Raw genomic sequence first — 20,700 nt, forward strand, 5'->3', positions numbered from 1 at the left:
ATTGTGCAGTGCAGCACGAGAATGCCCGTTTCAAGGCAAAATTCTTCGTGACATTTTCATTCGCGTTGGTCTAATGTGCCCCGATAACCGAGAGGGTAGAGAAAAATCTGCTCTCCTACGCGGTCAAAGTCTTGGGAGGATGCGATCTAGGCGCGGTTACTCGCTGCCGCCGGAAACCGGAAACAGATCGGACGCGTTTAAATTGCAAGGCCTCGTGCCTTGCATTTTTTTTGTGCAAACATCTGGTTAGCAGCAGAGATTGACAAACTGGATGACCCTGCGTCAACCGGCGTAAGGCCAGAATCGCCGTGGGCCTCCAGGCGATCTCGTGTCGATCTCGAATGTGCTGAAACGCGGGCCGGAAAACGGTCTATTTCGTTGGGGTCTGACTGAATTCCGGAATGATGTGCGGCACCTCGTCGAGGCTGTATCCCAACCCTTTCGTCAGGCCATAGAAAATGCCCATGAGAACCGCCGTGGCGACGGTGGTTCGAAGGACGGCGCGCAGCATATGCGGGCCGCGCGGCGCACTTGGAACCGTGCCCAGCGTCACGTCGTGATCATCGTCCTGTGTCCTGATGCTGAACGGCAGCACGACGAACAGCACGATCCACCAAGTGGCGAAGAAAAGTGCGGTGAACGAAACCCAGCTCATGATTGCTCCAGTTCGATCAGCGTGCCGAAGAAATCCTTCGGATGCAGGAACAGCACCGGCTTGCCATGCGCCCCGGTCTTCGGATTGCCGTCGCCCAGCACGCGCGCGCCGGCGGCCTTGAGCTGGTCGCGCGCGGCCAGGATGTCGTCGACCTCGTAGCAAAGATGGTGCATGCCGCCGGAAGGGTTCTTCCCCAGGAAGGCGGCGATCGGCGAGTTCTCGCCCAGCGGCTCCAGAAGTTCGATCTTGGTGTCGCCGACATTGACGAACACCACCGTCACACCATGCTCCGGCAGTGCCTGCGGCTCCGTCACTTCGGCGCCGAGCGTGTTGCGATAGGCGGCAACGGCCGCCGCCAGATCCGGCACGGCAAGCGCGACATGGTTCAGGCGTCCGAGCATATCCGAGCTTTCCCTCCTGGGTCCCGATGGCTGGCGTCATACGTCAAATCGACGGATACCAACAGCCTTTCACGAGGCGCGCACTGTCGCACTTTGACGAGCCGTCTTCGAATTCCCTCGAACGAGTGGAAAGTTTCAAAATCGCGACCCAGGCTGTTCCAATCGGCAACTGCGAAGTACAAATGGCAATGTTCGACACCCGCCCTGCCCGCCCACGCGTTTTCATATTCAGCCTTGGCTCATTCAAAGTTGCCACTTTGCTCGATGCCGTCGATGTTCGCGACAACCTTGCATCGGCCCTGGCACCCGGACACTCGCCAACCGCAGTGCACGAACTCGCCGCCTCGAACTTCATCGACCGCGATCGCTACGAGCACTGCTTCATCCCAACGCTGATCGACACCGGTTCCGAAAAGATCCTGTTCGACACCGGATGCGGAGACGAGGACAGTTCACTTCTGGAATGCCTACAGGACCTTGGGCTCGGACCGGGTGACATCGATGTGGTGATTATCACCCACGGGCACCCGGATCACATCGGAGGGCTTGTGAAGAATGGCGAACCCGTTTTCAGGCGGGCACGCTATGTATTCGGCGCGGCGGAATTCAGCTTCTGGACCGGGGGGAATGCGGTGCGCGAGGCCAGATTGGCCAACCGTGATCTATTCAGACGAATTTGCAGCAGCCTTACAGACCAGGTGACATTCATAGCGCACGGAGATCAGGTTGTGCCAGGCATTACCGCCATCGACGCAGCCGGTCATTCCCCCGGGCTCCTGGCGTTTCTCGTCGAAAGCGACGGCCAGCAATTGCTCATCTGGTCGGACGCCTTCCTGCATTATGTCGTGTCCATCCAACGGCCGGAGTGGCGTGCTGATCTGGATGATGACAAAGAGCAAGCCGTCGAGACCCGCAAGCGACTGCTAAAGATGGCCGCAGAGCAGCGTCTGCTGATCGCTGGCCATCACATGCCATTTCCAGGACTGGGCTACATCGAGCCAGTGAACGGTTCTTTTCGTTGGCTTCCCGTCAGCTACCAGCTGAACGTGTAGCGACCGGCTGCCACCCTCACCGGGTGACAAACACCGTCACCAGCGGTTTCTTGCCCCAGGCTTCGTTGGCAGCGCCGCGCACAGCGCGCCGTACCGCCTCTTGCACCAGGTCGAGGTCTTTTCGGCGCTGACGGGGGATCGAATCCACCGCGCCGACAGCCGCATCGATCATCAGATCCTCGAGCGTCTCACCGCTCGCATCGGCCTCGGCGACGCCGATGGCGACCAGATCGGGATCGCCGGCAAGCTCATATTTGTCGTCGAGCACGACATTGACCGCGACATGGCCGGCAAAGGACAGCTTGCGCCGGTCGCGAATGCCCATCGCCTGATCGGTGCCGATCAAATTGCCGTCCTTGTAGATGCGGCCGAACGGCACCTGGTCGATGATGGTGGCGGGGCCGGGAGCGAGCCTGAGCATGTCGCCGTCGCGCACCTGCGCCACCTGGCCGATGCCGGAGGTCGACATCAGCGACCCCTGCGCCACCAGATGCGCCGCCTCGCCATGCACGGGAACGCCGATCTGCGGGCGCACCCACTCATACATCTTGCGCAATTCGCTGCGCCGCGGGTGACCGGAAACATGCACCAGCGCATCGCCGTCCTCGATGATCTTGATGCCCAGGTCGATCAGGCGGTTCTTGATCTCGAGGATCGCCTTTTCGTTGCCGGGAATCGTGCGCGACGAAAACACCACCGTGTCGCCAGCCGTCAGCGACACCGACTTCATTTCTTCGCGCGACAGCTTGGCCAGCGCCGCCAGCGGCTCGCCCTGGCTGCCGGTGCAGATGATCACCAGGTTTTCGCGCGGGATGAAGCCAAAATCCTCTTCGGCGATGAACTCCGGCAGCCCGTCCATGTAGCCGAGTTCATCAGCCACATCGATGACCCGCTTCAGCGAGCGGCCGAGCACCAGGCACTGGCGGCCGGCATCGCGCGCCGCCTTGGCAATGGAGACGATGCGGCCGACATTGGAGGAGAAAGTGGTGACGGCGACGCGGCCCTTGGCGGCCTGGATGACGCCCTTCAGGCCCTCGCCGACGGCCACTTCCGAGGGTGACTCGCCTTCCCGCAGCGCATTGGTCGAATCGCAGATCAGCGCCAGAACGCCCTTGTCGCCGTAGGCGCGGAACCGCGCCTCGTCGGTCTTTGGGCCGATCGTCGGCTCCGGATCGATCTTCCAGTCGCCGGTGTGGATGACGGTGCCGGCCGGCGACGTGATGGCCAGCGACATCGGCTCGGGGATGGAGTGTGCGACCGGGATAGCCTCGATCTCGAACGGGCCGACAGTGAATTTCTCGCCCGCCCTGTAAATGGTCAGCGGGATCTTCGGCGCGCCCTGCTCGCCCTGCCGCTTGGCTTCGAGCAGGCCGGCGCTGAACGGCGTCATCCACACCGGCGCCTTCAGCTTCGGCCAGGTGTCGAGCAGCGCACCATAATGGTCTTCATGCGCATGTGTGATGATGATGCCGCGCAGATTGGCGAGGTTCTCCTCGATGAAGCGCGTGTCGGGCAGCACAAGGTCGACGCCGGGCAGGCTGGCATCGGGGAAGGTCACGCCGACATCGATGACGATCCACTCGCGCGCGCTCGGCGGACCGTAGCCGTAGAGGGCGAAGTTCATACCGATCTCGCCGACGCCGCCGAGCGGCACGAAGACGAGTTCGGCGTTTTCGGCTTTCGCCATGATTTTTCCCTTCCTGGCCCTCAGGCCAAGCCCGTTAGACGCGGGCAGACGCGACCGCGCCGAAATGCACGTCGCCGGCGGCGATCGTCAGAATAGAACCTTCATCGTCGCGGATCACGAAACGGCAGTCCTCGTCAATGGTTTCAAACACCCCACGCACCACATTACCGTCAATTCTGACAGCAACCTCGCCGCCTAGCCCCGCCGCGCGTGCTAGCCAGCGTCGCCTGACGGCGGCAAGTCCGCGCCCTTCATCCCACAACCGGGCATTCTCGCTCCAGGCATCCGACAGCGCCAGAAACAATGTTTCCGCATCGCATGTCGCGCCCAGCGCGCGCAATGATGTTGCCGGATAAGGCAAATCCTCAGGATATGCCACAACATTGACGCCGATGCCGACCGCCACCGCGAAACGGCCGCCGTCCAGGATCGCCGATTCCAGCAGGATGCCGGCCAGCTTGGCGCCGGAGGCAAGCACGTCGTTCGGCCATTTCAGCTCGAAACGGTTTTTGCCCGCACTTGCGCCGTCGAGGCCGATGGCGATCCGCCCCTTCGGCACGACCGCGTCGAGTGCATCGGCCAACGCCAGCCCGGCAACGAAGCCAAGCGTCGCGGCAAGGCGAAGCTCGGCAGTGGTGATGACAAGCAGCGTCGCCGCCAGATTGCCTTCCGGCGTCGCCCAGACGCGGCCTCGCCGTCCGCGCCCGCTCTCCTGCTTCTTGGAAACGACCCACAATCTGCCCGGGTCGCCTGCCCGGGCATGGTCCAGCGCCAGCGCGTTGGTGGAGCCGACGCTGTCATGCGCCTCGAGCCGGAACCCTTCCGACGCCGAGGTTGGAGCCAGCCGAAATGCCATGCCGTTTAGAAAAATGTCTTGGCGGCGGCTTCGGCATAGGTGCCGATCGGCCCGCCGATCAGCACATAGAACAGCACGAAGGCGCCACTGACGCCGAGCACGAGGCGCAATTCCGTCGCCATCGGCACAAAGCCGCCAACCGGCTCGTCGAACCACATGATCTTGATGATGCGCAGATAGTAATAGGCGCCTACCACCGAGGCCAGCACGCCGATGATCGCCAGCGCGTAGAGATTGGCGTTGATGGCGGCGAGGAAGACGTACCATTTCCCCCAGAAACCGGCGAGCGGCGGAATGCCGGCCAGCGAGAACATCAGGATGGTCAGGATCGTCGCCATGATCGGGTTGGTCGACGACAGGCCGGCCAAGTCGCTGATCTGCTCGACATTGCCCTCCTTGCGCCGCATGGCGAGGATGAAGGCGAAGGTGCCGAGCGTCATCACCAGGTAGATCAGCATGTAGATCGCAACGCCACGCACGCCCGCCTGGCTGTTGGCGGCAAGGCCGACCAGCGCGTAGCCCATGTGGCCGATCGAGGAATAGGCCATCAGCCGCTTGATGTTGGTCTGGCCGATCGCCGCGAAGGCGCCGAGCGCCATCGAGGCGATCGAGATGAAGACGATGATCTGCTGCCAGTCGGAGGCGATCGGCTTGAACGCGCCCATGGTGACGCGCACCATCAGCGCCATCGCCGCCATCTTGGGCGCCGCAGCCAGAAAGGCCGTCACCGGCGTCGGCGCGCCTTCGTAGACGTCGGGCGTCCACATGTGGAACGGCACCGCCGAGATCTTGAAGGCAAGGCCGGCCAGCACGAAGACCAGGCCGAAAACAAGGCCAAGCTGGCGCTCGCCGCTGCCCAGCGCCGAAGCGATCTCCTGGAAGCCGGTGTTGCCGGTGTAGCCGTAGACCAGGCTGATGCCGTAGAGCAGCATGCCCGACGACAGCGCGCCGAGGACGAAATATTTGAGGCCAGCTTCGGTCGAACGCAGATTGTCGCGATTGATCGCGCACAACACATAGATCGCCAGCGATTGCAGTTCGAGGCCGAGATAGAGCCCGATCATGCTGTTGGCCGAGATCATCAGCATCATGCCGAGCGTGCTGAGCAGCACCAGCACCGGATATTCGAACTTGTCGAAATGCTCCGCCTTTGCAAAGCGCATCGACATCACCAGCGTCACCGCCGAGCCGGTCAGCGCCAGCACCTTCATGAAGTGCGCAAAGGAATCCTGGATGAAAGCGTTGCCGTAGGCGCTGCCCTGCCCGGTGTGGAAGATCAGCCAGGCACCGGCGATCACCAGCACGGCGACGGCAAGGCCGGTCACCGTGTTGACGGTGTTGGCGCGCGAATAGGCGCCGACCATCAGCAGCGCCAGCGCGCCGATGGCAAGGATCAGCTCTGGCGTCGAGAGCGACAGGCTGGAGAGAAGGTCCGGCGTCATGGTTCGCAAAACCCCTGGTCAGTTCGCCGCCGCGGTCTGCGCGGCGCCGATGGATGCAGTGACATTGGTGACGAGCGACTTGACCGATTGGGCCGTCGCGTCGAAGACGGGTGCCGGATAGACGCCGAAGAAGATGACCAGCACGACCAGCGGGTAGATGATCACCTTCTCGCGTGGCGACAGATCGAGCAAGCCCTTCAGGCTGTCCTTGGTCAGCGCGCCGAAGATCACCCGGCGATAGAGCCACAGCGCATAGGCCGCCGACAGGATGACGCCGGTGGCGGCGAAGAACGCCACCCAGGTGTTGACCCGGAAGACGCCGAGCATGGTCAGGAACTCGCCGACGAAGCCGCTGGTGCCGGGCAGGCCGACATTGGCCATGGTGAAGACCATGAACACGGTGGCGTATTTCGGCATGTTGTTGACGAGGCCGCCATAGGCGTCGATCTCGCGCGTGTGCATGCGGTCGTAGATGACGCCGACGCACAGGAACAGCGCGCCGGAGACGAGGCCGTGGCTGAGCATCTGGAAGATGGCTCCCTGCACGCCTTCCTGGTTCATGGCGAAGATGCCCATGGTCACGAAGCCCATATGGGCGACAGAGGAATAGGCGATCAGCTTCTTCATGTCGTCCTGCATCAGCGCCACCAGCGAGGTGTAGATGATGGCGACGACAGACAGTGTGAACACCAGCGGCGCGAACATTTCCGACGCCAGCGGGAACATCGGCAGCGAGAAGCGCAGGAAGCCATACCCGCCCATCTTAAGCAGGATTGCGGCCAGGATCACCGAGCCCGCCGTCGGCGCTTCGACGTGCGCGTCCGGCAACCAGGTATGCACCGGCCACATCGGCATCTTCACCGCGAAGGACGCGAAGAAGGCGAGCCATAGCCAGGTCTGCATGTTGGCCGGGAAATTGTGCGTCAAAAGCGTCGGGATGTCGGTCGTGCCGGACTGATAGAACATCGCCATGATGGCGAGCAGCATCAGCACCGAGCCGGCCAGCGTGTAGAGGAAGAACTTGAACGAGGCGTAGACGCGCCGCTTGCCGCCCCAGACGCCGATGATGATGAACATCGGGATCAGGCCGGCCTCGAAGAAGACGTAGAACAGCACGATGTCCAGCGCGCAGAACACGCCGATCATCAGCGTCTCGAGCAGCAGGAAGGCGATCATGTAGGCCTTGACGCGCTTCTCGATGGCTTCCCACGAGGCCAGGATGCAGAGCGGCATCAGGAAGGTCGTCAGGATGACGAACAGCATCGAAATGCCGTCCACACCCATATGGTAGGAGATGCCGGAATCGAGCCAGGCAACCTTCTCGACGAACTGGAAGCCGGCTTGCGAATTGTCGAAGCCGGTCCAGATGAAAAGCGAGATGATGAACGTGAACGTCGTCGTCAACAACGCGATGGCACGGATGTTGCGGCGCGCATTGTCACTGTCATCATTGATGAACAGGATAAGCAGCACACCAACCAGCGGCAGGAAGGTGACCAGCGAGAGGATTGGCCAGGCGGTCATCAGAGCATCATCCAGGTGACGAGTGCGGCAACGCCGATCAGCATGGCGAAGGCATAGTGGTAGAGGTAGCCGGTCTGCAGCTTGACGACGCGGTCAGTGACATCAACGACGCGCGCCGAGATGCCATCAGGACCAAGACCGTCGATGATGGTGCCGTCGCCGGTCTTCCACAGGAAATGGCCGACGCGCTTGGCGGGCCGCACGAGCAGGAAGTCGTAAAGCTCGTCGAAGTACCATTTGTTGAGCAGGAAGGCGTAGAGCCCGCGATGGTGCGCGGCGAGATTGACGGGCATTTCCGGCGAGCGGATGTAGAACTTCCAGGCGATCGCAAAACCGATGAGCATGGCGATGAACGGCGCCAGTTCCACCCACAGCGGCAGTTCGTGGATCTCGTGCAGGATGTGATTGTTCGGCAAGGTGAACAACGATGCCTTCCAGAACTCGGCATAGCCCTCGCCGATGAAGGCGTTGTGGAAGATGATGCCGGCGAACAGCGCGCCGGCGGCCAGGATGAACAGCGGCACCAGCATCACAGGCGGCGATTCATGGACGTGGTGCATCACCTCATGGCTCGCCCGCGGCTTGCCATGGAAGGTCATAAAGATCAGCCGCCAGGAATAGAAGGAGGTGAAGCAGGCGGCGATGACCAAAAGCACGAAGGCCAAGGCCGCAACCGAATTGTGACCGGCAAAGGCGCTCTCGATGATGGCGTCCTTGGAGAAGAAGCCGGCCGTGCCGATGACCGTCACCGGAATGCCGACGCCGGTCAGCGCCAGCGTGCCGATCACCATCATCCAGTAGGTGGTCGGGATCAGCTTGCGCAGGCCGCCCATCTTGCGCATGTCCTGCTCGTCGGAGACGGCATGGATGACCGAGCCCGAGCCGAGGAACAGCAGTGCCTTGAAGAAGGCATGGGTGAACAGGTGGAAGATCGCTGCACCATAGGCGCCAAGGCCGAGCGCCACGAACATGTAGCCGAGCTGCGAGCAGGTCGAATAGGCGATGACGCGCTTGATGTCGTTCTGGACGAGGCCGACGGTCGCCGCGAAGAAGGCGGTGAAGGCGCCGATGAAGGTGACGACCGTCAGCGCCGAATGCGACAGTTCGAACAGCGGCGACAGCCGCGCCAGCATGAACACACCGGCCGTCACCATGGTGGCGGCATGGATCAGCGCGGACACCGGCGTCGGGCCTTCCATGGCGTCCGGCAGCCAGGTGTGCAGCGGCACCTGAGCCGACTTGCCCATGGCGCCCATGAACAGCAGCAGGCAGACGACCGTCATTGCCGATTGCTTGTCGAGCGCATGGCCGAGGAAGGTCAGCACGGCGGCACCTTGCGGCGCACCTTCAGCGGGAATGAAGGTCGCCGCATTGGCGAAGATGGTGCCGAGATTGACCGAGCCGAACAGCACGAAGAGGCCGAAAATGCCGAGCGCGAAGCCGAAATCGCCGACGCGGTTGACGACGAAGGCCTTGATGGCGGCGGCATTGGCCGACGGCTTCTTGTACCAGAAGCCGATCAGCAGGTAGGAGGCGAGACCCACCCCTTCCCAGCCGAAGAACATCTGCACCAGATTGTCGGCGGTCACCAGCATCAGCATGGCGAAGGTGAACAGCGACAGAAAGGCGAAGAAGCGCGGCCGGTTCGGATCATGGTGCATGTAGCCGATCGAATAGATATGGACCAGCGCCGACACCGTGTTGACCACCACCAGCATCACCACCGTCAGCGTGTCGATGCGCAGCGCCCAGGACGCTTCAAGCCCGCCCGACTGGATCCAGCGCAGCACCGGCACGGTGAACACCTCGCCATGGCCGAAGCCGACGGTGAAGAAGGCAACCCACGACAGCACCGCGGCGATCACCAGGAAGCCTGAGGTGATGTATTCGGATGCCTTGGCGCCGAGCGACGTACCGAACAGGCCGACGATCAGGAAGCCGATGAGGGGGAGGAAGACGATGGCCTGATACATGGTGGTTCCGTCAACCCTTCATCATGTTGACGTCTTCGACCGCGATCGAGCCGCGGTTGCGGAAGAAGACGACGAGAATGGCAAGTCCGATGGCGGCTTCAGCCGCCGCGACCGTCAGCACGAACAGCGCGAACACCTGGCCGACCAGATCGCCGAGTGCCGCCGAAAAGGCGACGAAGTTGATGTTGACCGCGAGCAGGATCAGCTCGATCGACATCAGGATGACGATGACGTTCCTGCGGTTCAAAAAGATGCCGAACACGCCGAGCGTGAACAGGATCGCCGATACGGTCAGATAATGTGCGATGCCGACGACCATCTCAGACTCCTTCGCCCGACTTGACCTTGCGGATTTCCATGCCGGTCGCCGCGGTGCGGCCGACCTGGGCTGAGATCGACTGCCGCTTGACCCCTTCCTTGTGGCGCAGCGTCAAGACGATGGCGCCGATCATGGCGACCAGCAGCACGAGGCCGGCGATCTGGAAGTAGTAGAGGTAGTCCGTGTAGAGGATGTCGCCGAGTGCGGCCGTGTTCGAGCGCGTGGCGAGGTCCGGAATGGGTTTCGAGACTGTGGAGGCGAGCCGCGGCGCAAATGTGTAGCCGCCGAGCACGACGATCAGTTCCGCCGCCAGGACAAGCCCGACCAGCGCGCCGATCGGCGCATACTGCAGCGCGCCTTCCTTCATCTCGGCGAAGTCGACGTCGAGCATCATGACGACGAACAGGAACAGCACCATGACCGCGCCGACATAGACGACGAGCAGGATCATCGCCAGGAACTCGGCCCCCGTCAGCATGAACAGGCCGGCGGCGTTGAAGAAGGTCAGAATCAGGAACAGCACCGAATGCACGGGGTTGCGCGACGAAATGACCATGAACGCCGACGCCACCGCGACAAAGGCGAAGAGGTAGAAAAAGGCCGCCTCTAGTCCACTCAGCATGGGGTTCCCCCGGGTTCCTGTCCGGACCGGCTCTCGCCATGTCCGCTTCTTTGGCTTCGTTCCGCCTCCGGTGTACCGAAGCCGCGTTGTCCTTAGACGAGGCCCCTCGCCCCGTCCATGCGTCAAATATCAGCGATACGGCGAGTCCAGCGAGATGTTGCGCGCCAGTTCGCGCTCCCATCGGTCGCCATTCGCCAAAAGCTTGTCCTTGTCGTAGTAAAGTTCCTCGCGCGTCTCCGTCGCGAATTCAAAATTCGGCCCCTCGACGATGGCGTCGACCGGGCAGGCTTCCTGGCAGAAGCCGCAATAGATGCACTTCACCATGTCGATGTCGTAACGCACCGTGCGGCGCGTGCCGTCATTGCGGCGCGGACCGGCCTCGATGGTGATCGCCTGCGCCGGGCAGATCGCCTCGCACAGCTTGCAGGCAATGCAGCGCTCCTCGCCGTTGGGATAGCGGCGCAGCGCATGCTCGCCACGGAAGCGAGGGCTGGTCGGCCCCTTCTCGTGCGGATAGTTGATCGTCTCCTTCGGTGCGAAGAACTGGCGCATCGACAGGAAGAAGGCGCTGACGAAATCCTGCAGCAGCAGCGATTTTGCGGCTTGAGACAGAGCGGACATCACGCAAACCCCGTGATCTTGAGGAAGGCGGCGGTGGCGACCACCATGAACAGCGAGATCGGCAGGAACACTTTCCAGCCGAGCCGCATCAGCTGGTCGTAGCGATAGCGCGGCACGAAGGCCTTCACCATGGAGATGCCGAAGAACACGAAGCAGACCTTCAGCACGAACCAGATGACGCCCGGCACCCAGGTGAACGGCGCGAAGTCGAAGGGCGGCAGCCAGCCGCCGAGGAACAGGATGGTGGCCAGCGCGCACATCAGCACGATGGCGACATACTCGCCGAGGAAGAACAGCAGGAACGGCGTCGACGAATATTCGACCATGTGGCCGGCGACCAGTTCCGATTCGGCTTCCACCAGATCGAAAGGCGGCCGGTTCGTCTCGGCCAGCGCCGAGATGAAGAAGATGATGAACATCGGGAACAGCGACAGCCAGTGCCAGTCGAGGAAGGTGTTGGGCAGGCCGAGCTTGGTGCCCAGCCCATCCTGCTGCGACAAGACGATGTCGGACAGGTTGAGCGAACCGGCGCAGAGCAGCACGGTGACGATGACGAAGCCGATCGAGACTTCGTAGGACACCATCTGCGCGGCCGAACGCAGCGCGCCGAGGAACGGATATTTCGAGTTCGACGCCCAGCCGCCCATGATCACGCCATAGACCTCGAGCGAGGAGATGGCGAAGACATAGAGGATGCCAACATTGACGTTGGCGATCGCCCAGCCCTGGTTGACCGGAATGACCGCCCAGGCCGAGATCGCCAGCACCGCCGAGACCAGCGGTGCCAGCAGGAACACGCCCTTGTTGGCGCCGGACGGGATGACCGGTTCCTTGAAGACGAACTTCAGCAGGTCGGCGAAGGCCTGCAGTGTACCCCAGGGGCCGACGACGTTCGGGCCACGGCGCAGCTGCACCGCCGCCCAGATCTTGCGATCGGCGTAGAGGATGTAGGCGACGAAGATCAAAAGCACGACGATCAGCACGACTGACTTGAGAAGGATCAGCAGCGCCGGCAGCACGTAGAAGGAGAAGAAAGTGTCCATGCTTATTCCGCCGCCTGCTTGAAGCCGCTCTTGGCCAGTGCCGAGCATTCCGCCATCACGGCCGATGCCCGCGCGATCGGGTTGGTCAGGTAGAAGTCCGTGACCGGCGAGGTGAAGGTGCCCTTGTTCAGCCGCCCGCCGAGCTTCGCCACCTCAGTGATGTCCTCGGCATTGGCGGCCGCGACCTGATCGATGCGGGCCAGATGCGGGTATTCGCCATAGAGCTTCGCACGCAGCTGCGGCAGCGAATCGAACGGCAGCTTCTTGCCCAGCACATCCGACAGCGCCCGCAGGATCGCCCAGTCCTCGCGCGCGTCGCCCGGTGCGAAGCCGGCACGGTTGGTCTGCTGCACGCGCCCTTCCGTGTTGACGTAGGTGGCCGACTTTTCGGTGTAGGCAGCCGACGGCAGGATGACATTGGCGCGGTGTGCGCCCTGGTCGCCATGCGTGCCGATATAGACGACGAAGGCGCCGCCGGTCTTGGCCATGTCGATCTCGTCGGCGCCGAGCAGGAACAGCAGCTCCATCTCGCCCAGCATGCCGGCGACGTTCTTGCCGCCCTCGCCCGGCACGAAGCCGAGATCGAGGCCGCCGACGCGCCCGGCCGCATTGTGCAGCACGGCAAAGCCGTTCCAGTCCGCCCTTGCGGCGTTGACGGCGGCGGCGAGTTTCGCCGCCTGGCCGAGCACAGCCGCGCCATCGGCGCGCGCCAGCGCGCCCTGGCCGACGATGATCAGCGGATGCGTCGCCTTCTTCAGCGTCTGGAAGAACTTGCCGTTGCCATCGGCCAGATCCTTCAGCGAATCCGGTCCGGCGCCCAGCTGTTCATAGTCGTAGCGGGTGTCGCCGATATCGCCGATGACGCCGACCGGCAGATTGCCGATCCGCCAGCGCTTGCGAATGCGGGCGTTGAGCACCGAAGCTTCATAGCGTGGATTGGCGCCGATGATCAGCACTGCATCCGCCTGCTCGATGCCCTCGATGGTCGGGTTGAAGATATAGCTCGCCCGGCCGAGCGCCGGATCAAGTGCCGCGCCATCCTGACGGCAGTCGGTGTTCTTCGAACCGAGCGAAGCCATCAGCAGCTTCAGCGCGTAGATTTCCTCGACCGCGGCGAGATCGCCTGATATGGCGCCGATCTTCTCGGGTGCCGCCTTCGACACCGCATCCTTGATCGCCGAAAAAGCCTCGGCCCAGCTCGCGGGAACCAGCTTGCCGTCCTTGCGCACATAGGGGCGGTCGAGGCGCTGCGTGCGCAGACCGTCCCAGATGAAGCGGGTCTTGTCGGATATCCACTCCTCGTTCACCTGCTCGTTGACGCGCGGCAGGATGCGCATCACTTCGCGGCCTCTGGAGTCGACGCGGATCGCCGAGCCGACAGCATCCATCACGTCGATGGATTCGGTCTTGGTCAGCTCCCACGGCCGCGCCTGGAAGGCGAAAGGCTTGGAGGTCAGCGCGCCAACTGGACAAAGGTCGATGACATTGCCCTGCAACTCCGAGGTCATCGCCTGTTCGAGATAGGTGGTGATCTCGGCGTCCTCGCCACGGCCGATCAGGCCGAGTTCGGAAATGCCGGCGACTTCCGTGGTGAAGCGGACGCAGCGCGTGCAATGGATGCAGCGGTTCATCACCGTCTTGACCAGCGGGCCGATATACTTGTCTTCGACCGCGCGCTTGTTCTCGTGATAGCGCGAGGAATCAACACCGAAGGCCATTGCCTGGTCCTGCAGGTCGCATTCGCCGCCCTGGTCGCAGATCGGGCAATCCAGCGGGTGGTTGATCAGCAGGAATTCCATCACGCCCTCGCGGGCCTTCTTGACCATTGGCGTGTTGGTGAAGATTTCCGGCAGCTCGCCATTCGGGCCGGGGCGCAGGTCGCGCACGCCCATGGCGCAGGAGGCCTGCGGCTTCGGCGGCCCGCCCTTCACCTCGATCAGGCACATGCGGCAATTGCCGGCGATCGACAGCCGCTCATGGAAGCAGAAGCGTGGCACTTCCGCGCCAGCATCTTCCGCCGCCTGCAGCAGCGTGTAGTGGTCGGGTACAGTGATCTCTTTCCCGTCGACCTTGAGCTTTGCCATTCGCCTCAAACCCCTGCGGATTTCCCGCAATCTCTTGTCCCGGGCGCGGTCGAAACCGTAGCCGGCATTTCATTCATTTCCTGACGGCGAGTGCCGCCGCCTGGGCAGTCCAATCGTCACGGCCGATGCGGCCGGTGAGCGACAAATAGTCCTCGACCCAGGCAACCTCTTCCGGCGCCCATGCCGCGATCTGGGCATATGTCCAGATACCCAGGCCATTGAGAACCGTCTCCAGCTTCGGGCCGATGCCCGATATCGCCTTGAGGTCCGACGGCTTCGCGGGCTTGTCCATAGCCTTTGGCTGCCTGAAATCCTCCGGCATCAACCCGGCTGGAGCCGCGCCCGCCATCGGGCCTGCGTCGACGACCGGCACTGTGTCGGCAGCCTCCCTGGCAACCATGTCAGTCACGTCCTGCGCGAAGGATTGCGCTTCGGCGATCAGGGTCTTGGTCGCCGCGCGAGCCTTGGAAGCGTTCTTTTCCGTCTCCGAGAAGCGCTCGGTGCGCGCCTCGAAATCATCGACGATCGGCTGCAGCAGCCGTTGCGAGGCTTCGGCCGCCCCCGAGAGAGCGCCCAACCAGACGCCGAAGGCGTGATTCACCAGCCCGATACCGAGCGCCGACATCGCCGCGGCACCCGCCACGGGGTGCGCGAAAAGGTTGACGGCACTTACCATCTCCTTCGGCATCATCCTGGTCAGGTCCTGGTTCATCTTGTCGAACTGGTCCACATTGGGCATCAATGAGTAGGGTGTCGAATACGGCGCCATAGATATCTCCTGGTCGTTTCTTCGTTCGCCCGCCCCGGTTGTCTCGCTTCGGGCTTTCGCCCGCATTCACAAATTCTCTATTCCGCCGCCACCATCACCGGTTCGGCCCGGTGCGCATTGCGCGAAAACTCGTCGATGCGCCGTTCCACCTCGCCGCGGAAATGCCGCATCAGGCCCTGGATCGGCCATGCCGCCGCGTCGCCCAGCGCGCAGATCGTGTGGCCTTCGACCTGCTTGGTGACGTCGAGCAGCATGTCGATCTCGCGCTTCTGCGCTTCGCCACGCACCAGCCGCTCCATCACCCGCCACATCCAGCCGGTACCTTCGCGGCACGGCGTGCACTGGCCGCAGCTCTCATGCTTGTAGAAGTAGGAAAGCCGCGCGATCGCCTTCACGATATCGGTCGACTTGTCCATGACGATGACAGCCGCCGTGCCGAGGCCGGATTTGAGGTCGCGCAACGCATCGAAATCCATCGGCGTGTCGATGATCTGCTCGGCCGGCACCAGCGGCACCGAGGCGCCGCCCGGAATGACCGCCAAGAGATTATCCCAGCCGCCGCGAATGCCGCCGCAATGCGTCTCGATCAGCTCGCGGAATGGGATCGACATCGCCTCTTCGACCGTACACGGATTGTTGACGTGGCCGGAAATGCAAAACAGCTTGGTGCCGACATTGTTGGGCCGGCCGAAGGACGAGAACCAGGCTGCGCCGCGGCGCAGGATGGTCGGCGCAACGGCGATCGATTCGACATTGTTGACCGTGGTCGGGCAGCCATAGAGGCCGACATTGGCCGGGAATGGCGGCTTCAGCCGCGGCTGGCCCTTCTTGCCTTCGAGGCTTTCGAGCAGCGCCGTCTCCTCGCCGCAGATATAGGCGCCGGCGCCATGATGCATGTAGATGTCGAAGTCATAACCGGACGTGTTGTTCTTGCCGATCAGCTTGGCTTCGTAAGCCTCGTCGATGGCCCGCTGCAGCGCCTCGCGCTCGCGGATGAACTCGCCGCGAACATAGATGTAGGCGGCAATCGCGCCCATGGCGAAGCCGGCGAGCAGCGCACCCTCGACCAGCGTGTGCGGGTCATTGCGCAGGATGTCGCGATCCTTGCAGGTGCCGGGCTCGGATTCATCGGCATTGATGACGAGGTAACTCGGCCGGCCGTCGCTCTGCTTGGGCATGAACGACCATTTCAGGCCGGTCGGGAAGCCGGCGCCACCGCGTCCGCGCAGGCCTGACGCCTTCATCTCGTTGACGATCCACTCGCGCCCCTTGGCGACGATACCGGGCGTGTTGTCCCAGGCGCCGCGCGCCATCGCGCCGGCCAGCGACTTGTCGAAGAGGCCGTAGATGTTGTTGAAGATGCGGTCTTTGTCCTGAAGCATTTTTCGTCCCTCAGACCGGTTTCTTGCCGAAGACGCGGATGTATTCGGCGACGCCACCCTTGGCGAGCGCCTTGGCCTGCTTGACCCAGTCGTCGCGATCGATGCGGCCGTGGAAAGCGAGATAACCGTCCACCCAATCGCGCTCGGCCTTCTTCCAGGACGCAACCTGCGCGAAGGTGAAGATGCCCAGCGAATGCAGGATGCCTTCGATCTTGGGGCCGACGCCGGAAATCAGCTTGAGGTCATCGACCAGCGCCGGCCTGTCGATGCCAGCCGGACGGTTCTTGTCCTCGAGTGACGGTTTGGTCGGCTTGGCGGCTTTCGCGGCTGGCGCCTTGATCTCCGGCGCCTTGAAGGCGGTGGCCGGCTCGGCCTTGGTCTTCGGACCGTTGCGCTGCTTGGAAACCTGCTCGACCTCGGGGGCTGCCTTGTTGGCATTGGCGGCCGAATGCAGCGGGGCCGAAACGCTCGCCGCCTTTTCAACTGCCGGCGCGACCTTGGTCGTTGAAGGCGTCTTCAATGCCGGGCTGGTTTCCGGGGCATCGGTCTTCGGCTTGCTGGCATTGGACGGCGCGACAGCCGGAGCGACCGTGGCGATTATCGCATCGGGCACCGCCTTGGCGGCCTTGGCGGCCTCCCTGGCTTCCCTGTCGCGGGTCGACTTGAGGATCGCCTTTTCGCTCTTCAGGGTCGTGAGGCCGGAGGCCGGCTCCGAGCCGGTGCGGCCGTCCTGCGGTCCGGGCGTCACCGAGGCGCCCTTGCCGGCGTCATAGAGATCGATGATTTCGGCCAGCCGCTCAGGCGTCAAATCCTCGAACGTATCCTTGAAGATCATGACCATCGGCGCGTTGACGCAAGCGCCGAGACACTCGACCTCTTCCCACGACAAGGTGCCCTTGTCGTTGGTGTGGAACTGGTCGTGATGGATTTTTGAACGGCACACATCCATCAGCGCTTCCGAGCCGCGCAGCATGCAGGGCGTGGTGCCGCAGACCTGGATGTGGGCGCGGGTACCGACCGGGCTCAGCTGGTATTGCGTGTAGAAGGTGGCGACTTCCAGCCCCCTGATACGGGGCATGCCGAGCATGTCCGAAATCGTCTCGATCGCCGCCTTCGTCACCCAGCCTTCCTGCTCCTGCGCCAGCATCAAAAGCGGAATGATCGCCGACTGTTCGCGGCCCTTGGGATATTTCTTGAGCCATTGCTTCGCCGCTGCCGCGTTCGCCCGGTTGAAGGCGAAGGATGCTGGCTGGACACTGGCTTCTGCGAGACGGCGGACTGACATTTAGCGATCGACCTCACCAAACACGATGTCGAGGGAGCCGAGAACGGCGGTGACGTCGGCCAGCATGTGGCCGCGGCAGAGGAAATCCATCGCCTGCAGATGCGCGAAACCGGGGGCGCGCAACTTGCAGCGGTACGGCTTGTTGGAGCCATCTGAGACGAGGTAGACGCCGAACTCGCCCTTCGGCGCTTCGACCGCAGCATAGACCTCGCCTGCCGGCACGCGGTAGCCTTCGGTGTAGAGCTTGAAGTGATGGATCAGCGCTTCCATCGAGCGCTTCATTGCCTGGCGCTTCGGCGGCACCACCTTGCCATCGAGGTTCGACACCGGGCCGGTGCTCTCCTTGCCGAGCAAAAGGTCGACGCACTGGCGCATGATCTTCGCCGACTGGCGCATCTCTTCCATGCGCACGAGGTATCGATCGAAACAGTCGCCGTTCTTGCCGATCGGAATGTCGAAATCCATTTCCGAATAGCATTCATAGGGTTGCGACTTGCGCAGGTCCCAGGGCGCTCCCGAGCCACGCACCATGACGCCCGAAAAGCCCCAGGCCCAGGCATCGGCCAGCGAGACCGTGCCGATATCGACATTGCGCTGCTTGAAGATGCGGTTGCCGGTCAAAAGCGCGTCGAGATCATCGATCGACTTCAGGAACGGATCGATCCACTTGCCGATGTCCTCGACCAGCTTCTGCGGCAGATCCTGGTGGACGCCGCCGGGGCGGAAATAGGCCGCATGCATGCGCGAGCCGGAGGCGCGCTCATAGAACACCATCAGCTTTTCGCGCTCGACGAAGCCCCACAGCGGCGGCGTCAGCGCGCCGACGTCCATCGCCTGCGTCGTCACATTGAGGATGTGCGACATGATGCGGCCGATTTCGCAGTAGAGCACGCGGATCAGCTGGCCACGCTTCGGCACGTCGATGCCGAGCAGGCGCTCGGCGGCCAGCGCGAAGGCATGCTCCTGGTTCATCGGGGCGCAATAGTCGAGCCGGTCGAAATAGGGGATCGCCTGCAGATAGGTCTTGGCCTCGATCAGCTTTTCGGTGCCGCGATGCAGCAGCCCGATATGCGGATCGACGCGATCGACGACTTCGCCGTCAAGCTCCAGCACGAGGCGCAAAACGCCGTGCGCCGCAGGGTGTTGCGGGCCGAAATTGATGTTGAAGTTGCGGACGGAGGTCTCAGCCATTCTGGCGCCTCAATTCGTCTTGGCTTTTTCATCGCCCGGCAGGACGTAATCCGTGCCTTCCCATGGCGAGAGAAAATCGAAATTGCGGAATTCCTGCTTGAGCTCGACCGGCTCGTAGATGACGCGCTTGGCCTCGTCGTCGTAGCGCACCTCGACGAACCCGGTCAGCGGGAAATCCTTGCGCAGCGGGTGGCCTTCGAAACCGTAATCGGTCAACAGGCGCCGCAGGTCCGGGTGGCCCGAGAACAGCACGCCATAGAGATCGTAGGTCTCGCGCTCGAACCAGTCGGCGCCGGGATAGACGCCGGTGATCGACGGCACCATCGTCTCTTCGTCGGCCTGAACTTTGACGCGGATGCGCACATTCTGCTTCGGCGACAACAGATGATAGACGACGTCGAAGCGCTTGGCCCGCGACGGATAGTCGGCGCCGCAGACGTCGATGATCGAGATGAACTGGCAGCGCGCATCGTCGCGCAGGAAGGTCATCACCTCGACCAGATCGCGCGGCTCGACATGGACGGTGAGTTCGCCATAGGCGATCACCGCGTCATTCACGCGGCCGATCAGCTTCTCGCCGAGATAGGTCGACAGTTCGCTCAGGGATGCGGTCATGGATTTACCGTTCGATCGTGCCGGTGCGACGGATCTTCTTCTGCAAGAGAAGAATGCCGTAAAGCAGCGCTTCGGCGCTCGGCGGGCAGCCGGGCACATAGATGTCGACCGGCACGATGCGGTCGCAGCCACGCACCACCGAATAGGAATAATGGTAGTAGCCGCCGCCATTGGCGCAGGAGCCCATCGAGATGACGTAGCGCGGCTCCGGCATCTGGTCGTAGACCTTGCGCAGCGCAGGCGCCATCTTGTTGGTCAGGGTGCCGGCAACGATCATGATGTCGGACTGGCGCGGAGACGCGCGAGGAGCAACACCGAACCTCTCCGAGTCATAGCGCGGCATCGAGGTGTGGATCATCTCGACCGCGCAACAGGCGAGGCCGAAGGTCATGAACATCAGCGAACCGCTGCGCGCCCAGGTGATCAGCGCTTCAGTCGAGGTGACGAGAAAGCCCTTGTCGGCCAGCTCGTTGTTGATCTCGAGGAAGAAAGGATCGTCGGACCCCACCGGCCTGCCGGTGTTGGGATCGATCAGGCCCTTGGGCTTCGGCGCGACGAGCGTTCCGGAACTGTCGTTCAATCCCATTCCAGCGCTCCTTTTTTCCATTCATAGGCAAAGCCGATGGTCAGCACCGCCAAAAAGACCATCATCGACCAGAAACCGAGCATGCCGATCTTCGAGAACGACACCGCCCACGGAAACAGGAAAGCCACTTCCAGATCGAAGATGATGAACAGGATCGACACCAGGTAGAAGCGGATGTCGAATTTCATGCGGGCGTCGTCGAACGAGTTGAAACCGCACTCGTAGGCGGAAAGCTTTTCGGGATCGGGATTGCGGTAGGCGACCAGGAAGGGGGCGGCCAGCAGCGCCAGGCCGACGACCAGGGCCACGCCGATGAACAGGACGATGGGCAGGTATGAACCTAGAAGTGCGTTCATGCTCGGCTTTCCGTTGGCGCCAATCCACGTTGATTACAGCACCGGACCTTAATGCGGAAGCGTGACAGTTTAACCGCTGAACCGTTTTAAGGGCCTATGCTGCAACGCGGCGAGGGTTAGCGCAGCACTTCCAGCGAAGCAAGTCAAACCTTGTTCAAAACACGGTGCTGGACGGCATATCCGAGGAAACTGGTCCGATCCGCTCCTGTTTGATTTCCTTCTATTTTTACTCCACTT

At 62.6% G+C, this 20,700-nt stretch carries 20 protein-coding genes; 1 reads left to right on the forward strand and 19 read right to left on the reverse strand.

Translation table 11 applies throughout. The features are described from left to right. Window positions 1–370: 370 nt before the first annotated feature. On the reverse strand, window positions 371–655 hold the full coding sequence (locus B5V02_RS29715; protein WP_111547551.1) for a DUF1467 family protein: 285 nt from the start codon (window positions 653–655) through the stop codon (window positions 371–373). Then, window positions 652–1,056 (reverse strand): methylmalonyl-CoA epimerase, encoded by a 405-nt coding sequence (mce, locus tag B5V02_RS29720; RefSeq protein WP_111547552.1) that lies wholly within the window; start codon window positions 1,054–1,056, stop codon window positions 652–654. The genes B5V02_RS29715 and mce overlap by 4 nt, the downstream gene beginning before the upstream one ends. Before the next feature lie 182 nt (window positions 1,057–1,238). Between mce and B5V02_RS29725 the strand changes: the two genes are divergently transcribed. Further along, window positions 1,239–2,108 (forward strand): MBL fold metallo-hydrolase, encoded by an 870-nt coding sequence (locus B5V02_RS29725; RefSeq protein ID WP_245446263.1) that lies wholly within the window; start codon window positions 1,239–1,241, stop codon window positions 2,106–2,108. 16 nt (window positions 2,109–2,124) lie between these two features. Here B5V02_RS29725 and B5V02_RS29730 read toward each other — a convergent pair whose 3' ends face one another. The 17 genes from B5V02_RS29730 to B5V02_RS29810 all read right to left on the reverse strand — a co-directional run bounded on the left by B5V02_RS29730 (window position 2,125) and on the right by B5V02_RS29810 (window position 20,463). Beyond that, complete coding sequence (locus B5V02_RS29730; RefSeq protein ID WP_111547553.1) at window positions 2,125–3,795, reverse strand: ribonuclease J; 1,671 nt, start codon at window positions 3,793–3,795, stop codon at window positions 2,125–2,127. A gap of 34 nt (window positions 3,796–3,829) precedes the next feature. After that, entirely contained in the window at window positions 3,830–4,651 is an 822-nt protein-coding gene (locus B5V02_RS29735) for a biotin--[acetyl-CoA-carboxylase] ligase (protein ID WP_111547554.1), read from the reverse strand. A 5-nt stretch (window positions 4,652–4,656) separates the two neighbouring features. Further along, entirely contained in the window at window positions 4,657–6,093 is a 1,437-nt protein-coding gene (gene nuoN, locus B5V02_RS29740; RefSeq protein WP_111547555.1) for an NADH-quinone oxidoreductase subunit NuoN, read from the reverse strand. 18 nt (window positions 6,094–6,111) lie between these two features. After that, window positions 6,112–7,617 (reverse strand): NADH-quinone oxidoreductase subunit M, encoded by a 1,506-nt coding sequence (locus B5V02_RS29745; RefSeq protein WP_111547556.1) that lies wholly within the window; start codon window positions 7,615–7,617, stop codon window positions 6,112–6,114. After that, window positions 7,617–9,590, reverse strand: coding sequence for an NADH-quinone oxidoreductase subunit L (gene nuoL, locus B5V02_RS29750; protein ID WP_111547557.1), 1,974 nt, complete (start codon window positions 9,588–9,590; stop codon window positions 7,617–7,619). Before nuoL ends, B5V02_RS29745 begins: the two co-directional genes overlap by 1 nt. A 10-nt stretch (window positions 9,591–9,600) precedes the next feature. Continuing rightward, window positions 9,601–9,909 (reverse strand): NADH-quinone oxidoreductase subunit NuoK, encoded by a 309-nt coding sequence (gene nuoK, locus B5V02_RS29755; protein ID WP_023676620.1) that lies wholly within the window; start codon window positions 9,907–9,909, stop codon window positions 9,601–9,603. 1 nt (window position 9,910) lies between these two features. After that, window positions 9,911–10,531: an NADH-quinone oxidoreductase subunit J gene (locus tag B5V02_RS29760; RefSeq protein WP_111547558.1), complete on the reverse strand. Its 621-nt coding sequence runs from the start codon at window positions 10,529–10,531 to the stop codon at window positions 9,911–9,913. A 129-nt stretch (window positions 10,532–10,660) separates the two neighbouring features. Further along, complete coding sequence (nuoI, locus tag B5V02_RS29765; RefSeq protein ID WP_023812382.1) at window positions 10,661–11,152, reverse strand: NADH-quinone oxidoreductase subunit NuoI; 492 nt, start codon at window positions 11,150–11,152, stop codon at window positions 10,661–10,663. Next, a complete protein-coding gene (nuoH, locus tag B5V02_RS29770) occupies window positions 11,152–12,195 on the reverse strand; it encodes an NADH-quinone oxidoreductase subunit NuoH (RefSeq protein WP_111547559.1) in 1,044 nt (347 codons plus the stop codon). The genes nuoI and nuoH overlap by 1 nt, the downstream gene beginning before the upstream one ends. A gap of 2 nt (window positions 12,196–12,197) precedes the next feature. After that, window positions 12,198–14,279 (reverse strand): NADH-quinone oxidoreductase subunit NuoG, encoded by a 2,082-nt coding sequence (gene nuoG / locus B5V02_RS29775; RefSeq protein WP_111547560.1) that lies wholly within the window; start codon window positions 14,277–14,279, stop codon window positions 12,198–12,200. 73 nt (window positions 14,280–14,352) lie between these two features. Then, window positions 14,353–15,048: an NADH-quinone oxidoreductase subunit E gene (locus B5V02_RS29780; protein ID WP_111547561.1), complete on the reverse strand. Its 696-nt coding sequence runs from the start codon at window positions 15,046–15,048 to the stop codon at window positions 14,353–14,355. A 77-nt stretch (window positions 15,049–15,125) separates the two neighbouring features. After that, a complete protein-coding gene (gene nuoF / locus B5V02_RS29785) occupies window positions 15,126–16,430 on the reverse strand; it encodes an NADH-quinone oxidoreductase subunit NuoF (RefSeq protein ID WP_111547562.1) in 1,305 nt (434 codons plus the stop codon). Between the two features lie 10 nt (window positions 16,431–16,440). Continuing rightward, window positions 16,441–17,715, reverse strand: coding sequence for an NADH-quinone oxidoreductase subunit E (locus tag B5V02_RS29790; protein ID WP_111547563.1), 1,275 nt, complete (start codon window positions 17,713–17,715; stop codon window positions 16,441–16,443). Continuing rightward, complete coding sequence (locus B5V02_RS29795; RefSeq protein ID WP_111547564.1) at window positions 17,716–18,906, reverse strand: NADH-quinone oxidoreductase subunit D; 1,191 nt, start codon at window positions 18,904–18,906, stop codon at window positions 17,716–17,718. A gap of 9 nt (window positions 18,907–18,915) precedes the next feature. Then, complete coding sequence (locus B5V02_RS29800) at window positions 18,916–19,521, reverse strand: NADH-quinone oxidoreductase subunit C (protein WP_111547565.1); 606 nt, start codon at window positions 19,519–19,521, stop codon at window positions 18,916–18,918. Between the two features lie 4 nt (window positions 19,522–19,525). After that, window positions 19,526–20,107: a NuoB/complex I 20 kDa subunit family protein gene (locus B5V02_RS29805; RefSeq protein WP_023670824.1), complete on the reverse strand. Its 582-nt coding sequence runs from the start codon at window positions 20,105–20,107 to the stop codon at window positions 19,526–19,528. Continuing rightward, window positions 20,098–20,463, reverse strand: coding sequence for an NADH-quinone oxidoreductase subunit A (locus B5V02_RS29810; protein WP_095087214.1), 366 nt, complete (start codon window positions 20,461–20,463; stop codon window positions 20,098–20,100). Before B5V02_RS29810 ends, B5V02_RS29805 begins: the two co-directional genes overlap by 10 nt. Between the last annotated feature and the right edge of the window lie 237 nt (window positions 20,464–20,700).

Source organism: Mesorhizobium kowhaii, assembly GCF_003253745.1.
Taxonomy (GTDB): domain Bacteria; phylum Pseudomonadota; class Alphaproteobacteria; order Rhizobiales; family Rhizobiaceae; genus Mesorhizobium; species Mesorhizobium kowhaii.